This is a genomic window from uncultured Clostridium sp. (assembly GCF_900547735.1).
In the GTDB taxonomy this organism is placed as follows: domain Bacteria; phylum Bacillota; class Clostridia; order Lachnospirales; family Lachnospiraceae; genus Otoolea.
Window position 1 is genome coordinate 80,517 of the sequence record NZ_URHZ01000013.1, and the last position, 6,248, is coordinate 86,764.

Annotated in this window: 6 protein-coding genes; all 6 read left to right on the forward strand. The window is 53.9% G+C overall.

The features are described 5' to 3' along the window. The first annotated feature begins 7 nt into the window (after positions 1 to 7). The 6 genes from QZT18_RS06285 (at position 8) to QZT18_RS06310 (ending at position 6,062) form a co-directional block, all read left to right on the forward strand. Positions 8 to 1,420: a sodium/glutamate symporter gene (locus QZT18_RS06285; protein WP_294145665.1), complete on the forward strand. Its 1,413-nt coding sequence runs from the start codon at positions 8 to 10 to the stop codon at positions 1,418 to 1,420. A 96-nt stretch (positions 1,421 to 1,516) separates the two neighbouring features. Next, on the forward strand, positions 1,517 to 1,831 hold the full coding sequence (locus QZT18_RS06290) for a (2Fe-2S)-binding protein (RefSeq protein WP_125141668.1): 315 nt from the start codon (positions 1,517 to 1,519) through the stop codon (positions 1,829 to 1,831). Positions 1,832 to 1,836: 5 nt separating this feature from the next. Next, the gene (locus QZT18_RS06295; protein WP_294145666.1) at positions 1,837 to 3,426 is read left to right on the forward strand and encodes an FAD-dependent oxidoreductase; all 1,590 of its coding nucleotides are present in this window, start codon (positions 1,837 to 1,839) and stop codon (positions 3,424 to 3,426) included. 4 nt (positions 3,427 to 3,430) lie between these two features. Further along, entirely contained in the window at positions 3,431 to 3,775 is a 345-nt protein-coding gene (locus QZT18_RS06300) for a (2Fe-2S)-binding protein (protein ID WP_294145667.1), read from the forward strand. Further along, positions 3,765 to 4,889 (forward strand): FAD-binding oxidoreductase, encoded by a 1,125-nt coding sequence (locus tag QZT18_RS06305; protein ID WP_294145668.1) that lies wholly within the window; start codon positions 3,765 to 3,767, stop codon positions 4,887 to 4,889. Before QZT18_RS06300 ends, QZT18_RS06305 begins: the two co-directional genes overlap by 11 nt. Before the next feature lie 15 nt (positions 4,890 to 4,904). After that, the gene (locus QZT18_RS06310; protein WP_294145669.1) at positions 4,905 to 6,062 is read left to right on the forward strand and encodes an iron-containing alcohol dehydrogenase family protein; all 1,158 of its coding nucleotides are present in this window, start codon (positions 4,905 to 4,907) and stop codon (positions 6,060 to 6,062) included. The last annotated feature ends 186 nt before the right edge of the window (positions 6,063 to 6,248 follow it).

Sequence of the window (6,248 nt, forward strand, 5' to 3'; positions counted from 1 at the left end):
AAAAGATATGACAGTTTACACAGTTTTAACAGATTTCGCATTGGCATCGTTTTTAATCTTGATTGGACAGCTTATCCGCGCCAAGGTGCCGTTTATCCAGAAGTATTTTATTCCGTCCAGCCTGATGGCGGGTTTCCTGGGACTGTTTGCGGGCCAGGAAATGTTGAATATTCTGCCGTTTTCCGATTCCATGGGCTCTTATACAAGCGTTCTGATGATCGTGATTTTCGCAGCGATCGGCATTAACGGATTTACAATCAACAAGGGCGTTTTAAAGAGAGAAGCGGAACGCGTGGTGGGGTACGGCCTGTACAAGGGGGCACAGAGCGCCCTCCAATGGTGGCTTCCCGCGCTGGTGGGCGTGTTGGTCATCTCCAAAATCTGGCCGGACATTAACTACGGTTTCGGGCTGCTTCTGGCGGCAGGCTTTTTAGGCGGACACGGCACGGCGGCCGCGGTCGGTACAACGATGGCCGAACTGGGCTTTGCCGACGCACCGGATCTTGCGATGACATCGGCGACGGTCGGCATTCTGGCCGGCGTGTTCGGCGGACTGATTTTTATCAAGTGGGCGACGGCAAAGGGCTATACCCAGTACATAAAAAGCTTTGCCTATCTGAGCGGTGATTTAAAAACAGGCATGGTCAGCAGGGAGAACCAGGAAGAGATGGGAAGAGATACGGTTTCCTCAATTGCGCTGGATCCGCTGTGCTGGCACTTAAGCCTTCTGATGGTTCCCACGGGACTCGGTTACCTGTGCAGCAAGCTGGTAAAAAGCTACTTTGCCGTCAATATTCCAAACTACGCCTGCGCGTTTATTCTGGCTCTGCTTTTCTTCTGTGTGGCAGGAGGAAGGACAGACGGCGGAATCTATAAATATATTGACAAACGCGTTAATACGCGTATCAGCGGAACATGCACCGACTATCTTGTATTTTTCGGCGTAGCCGGAATCAAGATACCGATTATTGTAAAATATGCGGGACCGCTTCTGGTTCTGATGCTGTTAGGTATTTTTATTGTCTGGTTCATTCTCCGCATCTTGGGGCCGGCCATGAACCGCGACAGCTGGTTTGAACGCTCCATCTTTGTGTACGGATATGCAACCGGCGTATTTGCAATCGGTTTCCTTCTTCTGCGCATTGTGGACCCGGAAAATGAATCCAAGACGCTGAACGATACGGCATTCACCACCCCGTTTCTCACCCCGGTGGAAACCTTTGTATGGGCGGCAGGCCCCGCAATGCTGATGGGCGGCCAGCACTGGCTGTTTATCGGAATCTTTGCCGCCATGTTCTTCGGCCTTATCATTGCCGCGATGGTAATGAAGTGGTGGTATATAAAAATTCCATTATCCGAGAGAAAGGCAATTGTGAATTACAGCGCTGCTGAGAAAGAACAGAAAAGCGCGGAGTCTTAACAGGCCGTGCTGCCGGATGCAGGGGCGCTGCCCGCATCCGGCGGCATCTGTCATGGAAAAATTACGGAACAGTTTTAAGCTACAGGAGGAACAGCTATGAGAATTGAAACGCATCCGATCATTGGGAAAATAGAGAAAGGCCGGATGGTGGAATTTGAATTTGACGGCAAAAAAATAAACGGTTATGAGGGCGAGCCCATTGCAATGGCGCTGAAGGCCGCCGGAATTCAAATTCACAGATATACGTCAAAAAAGCATAAACCGCGCGGAATCTTCTGTGCCATCGGAAGGTGTACGGACTGTGTCATGATCGTGGACGGAAAACCGAATACCCGTACGTGTGTGACTCCACTGGAAGAAGGAATGAAAGTACAGACACAGTACGGCGTCTCAGCGAAACCGGAGGAGTAAAAATTATGAAGAGATATGAATTAATTGTAATCGGAGCCGGCCCTGCCGGTCTCTCCGCCGCGATCGAGGCGGCCAAACAGAACATGCAGGTGGTCGTGTTTGACGAGAACGCCCGCCCCGGAGGCCAGCTTTTTAAACAGATCCACAAGTTTTTCGGATCGAAAGAACACAAGGCAAAAACGAGAGGTTTCGTCATTGGGGAGGAGCTGCTTGCACAGGCGGAGGAATCGGGGGTGGAAGTAGTTTTAAACGCCACCGTAATTGGCCTTTACAGGGAAAAAGAAGTCTGTGTCATGCGTGACGGACAGATTGTTCATTATAAAGGAGACAACATTATTGTAGCGGCGGGAGCTGCCGAAAACATGGTTACATTCCGCGGCTGGACGCTGCCGGGAGTCATCGGGGCCGGGGCTGCCCAGACGATGATGAATCTTCACGGCGTCAAACCGGGGGAACGGGTTCTGATGGTCGGTTCCGGCAACGTGGGGCTGGTCGTCAGCTTCCAGCTTCTCCAGGCGGGATGCAGGGTAGTGGGCGTCATCGATGCGGCAAAGAGAATCGGCGGCTACGGCGTCCATGCGGCAAAACTGGCCAGAACGGGAGTGCCATTTTATCTTTCCCACACGATCGTGGAGGCGGAGGGTGACGACCACGTGACGGGAGCCGTGATAGCGGAAGTGGACGACAAGTGGCAGACGGTGCCGGGTACGGAGAAGCACCTGGAAGTGGATACAATCTGCATCGCCGTGGGCCTGTCACCAATGTCCCAGCTCGTACGCATGGTGGGCTGTGAGACGGTGGATGATCCCGGCAGCGGGGGAATTGTCCCGGTATGCAACGAGTACGGTGAAACCTCAATTCCCGGTATCTTTGCGGCCGGTGATGTGGCGGGAATCGAGGAGGCCAGCTCTGCGATGATACAGGGAAGGATAGCGGGACTCGCGGCGGCCGAGAGAAGCGGCTACCTGGACAAAGACAGGATGAGCAGTAAATTTGAGGAGGCCAACTGCTCCCTTTACCAGCTCCGCCAGGGAATGTTCAGCCATGTCAATAAGGGGCGGACGGACCTTACGGAGACGGATGAGGGGTATCCGCTTTCCCCATGTCTGCTGACGAAGGGATACGTGGATGACTCTGAAATAACGGAATTCCCCGGCGCATCCTATAAAACCTCCGGGATTCATCCGGTTATTGAATGCACGCAGAATATTCCCTGCAATCCCTGCCAGGATGCCTGCCGGATTGGATGCATCAAGGTGGGAGAGACTATCACATCGCTGCCGGAGGTGAGGAAAGACGTCAAATGCGTGGGATGCGGAATGTGTGTCGCCAACTGCTCCGGCCAGGCAATTTTCCTGGTTGATGAAGATTATGACGATGTTCATGCCGCTATCACAATTCCCTATGAATTTTTACCGCTTCCGGAGAAGGGCGCGGTAGGGACGGCTCTTGGAAGGAACGGTAATAAGCTGTGCCGGGCCGTGGTGTCGGAAGTCAGGGCCGCAAAGGCGATGGATCATACGAACCTGGTTACGATGCTGGTTCCAAAGGAATTTGCAGGCACGGCGCGGTTTATGGAATTTGAGGAGGTGTAGCAGGATGGAAACTATCATGGATCGTTCAATCGATTTAGGGGAATTGATACCGCAGCCGGATGACGACGTCATTGTCTGCCGGTGCGAGGAAGTGACAAAAGGTGAAATCCGGCAGGCGGTTCACGACGGCATGCGCACATTGAATGAGATCAGACGGTATCTGCGGACCGGAATGGGACTCTGCCAGGGACAGACCTGCGGCAAACTGGTGCAGTCCATTGTAGCGCGGGAACTCGGGGCAAGACCGAGGGACCTGGAAATGAATACGGCGAGGAGTCCGGTGAGGCCGACTGAAATGGGCGTATACGGAAACGAGGTAATTGAACAGGAGGCGGAGTATGAAGCATAATGCACAAGTGGTAATAGTCGGAAGCGGCCTGGTGGGCTGTTCCGCGGCTTATTATCTCTGTAAACAGGGCATCAAACCCATTGTTCTTGAGAAAAAAGAAATTGGACACGGAGGATCCAGCCGCAATGCCGGAGGCGTCCGCCAGTCGGCCAGAGATCCCAGGGAACTTCCGATGGCAATGTACGCGGTACAGCATATCTGGCCCGGCCTCTCCGAGGAATTGGGAATTGATATTGAATATAAGCAGAAAGGGAATCTCCGGCTTGCCAAGACAAAGGAGCACATGGCCACACTGGAAAAAACGGCTGTAAAATGCCGGGCGCTGGGACTTGAGATGACTATGCTGTCGGGGGAGGAGACGAGGAAAATTAATCCTTTTATGTCCGATGAGGTAATTGGTTCAAGCTGGTGTCCGACGGATGGGCATGCAAATCCTCTTCTGACCACACTGGGATATTATAAAAAGGCCAGGGAGATGGGGGCCAGATTCATTACCGGGGAAGAAGTTGTTTCCCTTAAAAAAGAAAGAGGGAAAATAACCGGAGTGGTTACAAAATGCAATGAATATGGGGCGGAGCAGGTGATCGTTGCAAGCGGGTTTGAGAGCAGGGAGATTTTGAATACGGTGGGAATCGATATCCCGATGCGCAAAAAGCTTCTGGAGAGCCTTGTGACAGAGGAGATGCCTTATATGTTCGACGAGATGCTGGGCGTGGCCACCTCTGATTTTTACGGCCATCAGACGAAGCACGGTTCCTTTGTCTTTGGCGGCGGCGCAGGTTTCGGCAATTACTTTGATTTTCAGAAGGAGACAATGGCTACCAGCATGACCCCGCCCGTGATATGCCGCGGCGTTCTGCGTTATTTCCCCATGCTGAAGGAACTGAAAGTGGTGCGCGTCTGGGCCGGATGGAAGGATGAGAGTTCCGACGGCATTCCGGTGATTGGACCGATTGAGGAAGTGCCGGGACTCTATACGGCCTGCGGCTTTTCGGGACACGGTTTCGGCATTGCCCCGGCAGCAGGCATGGAACTTGCGAACCTGATTGCCGGCGGAAAAAGCGCTCTTGACTTGAGAGAACTCAGATATAACCGTTTTCTGCCGGCCAAATAGAACGGAGGGAACACGATGAAAGAATTTACATTTAATCTGCCTGTTAAAATCTTTTTTGGGGAGGGAATCAGCGGGGACTTATCGGATCTGGCAAACCGTTACGGAGCCTCCAGGGTTATGCTGGTAACCGATCGGGTAATTGGTAAGACAAAGGGATTTGCCGCAATTGAGGCGGGACTGAAAGAAAAGGGAATACAGACCGTGGTTTACGATGAAACGGAGCCGGAACCGCCGGTGGACGCGGTGGACAGGGCGGCAGCCGTCATGAGGGAGAGCGGCTGCCAAATGGCCGTTGCAGTGGGCGGAGGCAGCGCCATAGACAGCGCCAAGGCAATGTGCATGCTGTGTACCAATGAAGGTTCCGTAAGGGAGTATCTGTTCGGCGGAAACCGCACGGTGGAAAACCGCCCCCTGCCGCTGGTCTGCGTTCCCACAACGGCGGGAAGCGGCAGTGAAGTGACGGCATCCAGCGTGATTTCCGATCCGGAGAGGGGAATTAAGCTGTCCATTACCCACGAATGGCTGATTCCGCTGGCCGCGGTAATCGATCCCGTGATGCATAAGGATATGCCTCTCGTCATAACGGCGTCTACGGGTATGGACGCTTTGACACACGCCATAGAGGCGTATGTTTCCAGGAACGCCGAGCCACTGTCGGATGCGCTGGCCCTTGCCGCCATCCGCCTGATAGCCGAAAACATCAGGACCGCAACATACCGGCCCGGCTGTATGGAGGCCAGGTCGGGTATGGCCCTTGCAAGTGTGATGGCCGCCGCGTCGTTTGTGAACGCCGGACTGGGGGCGGTCCACGGAATTTCCCAGGCCATGGGCGGAGTTGCCCACGTTTCCCACGGTATCGGCAATGCTCTGCTTCTGCCGTTTGTCTGCGAGGCGAACCTGCCGGGCAATATGGAACGGTATGCACGGATCGCCGCTCTCCTGGGAGAGAAAACGGAGGGCCTGCCGGTCCATCAGGCCGCCGGATGCTGTGTGGAGGCAATCCACCGCATGATCAGGGAGTTGAGACTGCCTGCGGCACTGCATGAGGTAAAGGTGACGAGGGAGATGTTCCCGGAGATTGTAAAGGGAGGCATGGAATACCGGCTGATGCCGTTAAATCCGGTGCCTTTAAAGGAAGAGGATATTTATGCGATTCTGGAGAAGGCTTTTTAGGTTTAATTGAGATGCGAGGACGCCTCTGTAAGACGGCGGACGGGGTGGTGGGAAGTCGTGTATGAGTCTTCAGTCCCGGTTTGCAGGTTGTGGCGAGGGGGAATCCGGAGAAAAAAATTCCTGCGGGGACCCGCTCCCGCTTGTGAAGCGCACAGCGGATGCTAAGACGTCAAAAAACGCCGTCTA

Bases quoted from the DNA above. Each gene is read 5' to 3' on its own strand.
- QZT18_RS06290 (WP_125141668.1), top strand. From the start codon at position 1,517: ATGAGAATTGAAACGCATCCGATCATTGGGAAAATAGAGAAAGGCCGG.
- QZT18_RS06285 (WP_294145665.1), top strand. From the start codon at position 8: ATGACAGTTTACACAGTTTTAACAGATTTCGCATTGGCATCGTTTTTA.
- QZT18_RS06295 (WP_294145666.1), top strand. From the start codon at position 1,837: ATGAAGAGATATGAATTAATTGTAATCGGAGCCGGCCCTGCCGGTCTC.
- QZT18_RS06310 (WP_294145669.1), top strand. From the start codon at position 4,905: ATGAAAGAATTTACATTTAATCTGCCTGTTAAAATCTTTTTTGGGGAG.
- QZT18_RS06300 (WP_294145667.1), top strand. From the start codon at position 3,431: ATGGAAACTATCATGGATCGTTCAATCGATTTAGGGGAATTGATACCG.
- QZT18_RS06305 (WP_294145668.1), top strand. From the start codon at position 3,765: ATGAAGCATAATGCACAAGTGGTAATAGTCGGAAGCGGCCTGGTGGGC.